This is a genomic window from Bradyrhizobium cosmicum, assembly GCF_032290525.1.
In the GTDB taxonomy this organism is placed as follows: Bacteria; Pseudomonadota; Alphaproteobacteria; order Rhizobiales; family Xanthobacteraceae; genus Bradyrhizobium; species Bradyrhizobium cosmicum_A.
In genome coordinates, this window is sequence record NZ_JASXTA010000453.1 from 1 (window position 1) to 248 (window position 248).

The 248-nt window shown below is 45.2% G+C and carries 1 protein-coding gene; it reads right to left on the reverse strand.

The genetic code is table 11. The features are described from left to right. A partial coding sequence (locus QSV46_RS40525; RefSeq protein WP_314964338.1) for a protein phosphatase 2C domain-containing protein occupies positions 1-248 on the reverse strand: 248 nt, incomplete at both ends.

The following is a 248-nucleotide window of genomic DNA, read 5'->3' on the forward strand; positions in this document are numbered from 1 at the left end:
TCTCTTAGGCTCAATTCAGCAGGCAGCTGTGACTGCAAGTCAAGGCGTATTTGTGATAATTGCTCGATAATTTGCTGTTTGACTTGCACCAAATCAAACGCAATGCCCCTGCAACTGAGCAGCATTTTGCCAATCGATTGACTAAAAAACGTTGCGCCCGCTTGGCTAAATTTTGCCGATCCTGCCCCATCACATACCACAGCGACCATACCGTCTTGGGTTTTTTGCAAATAGATACTGTCTTGATT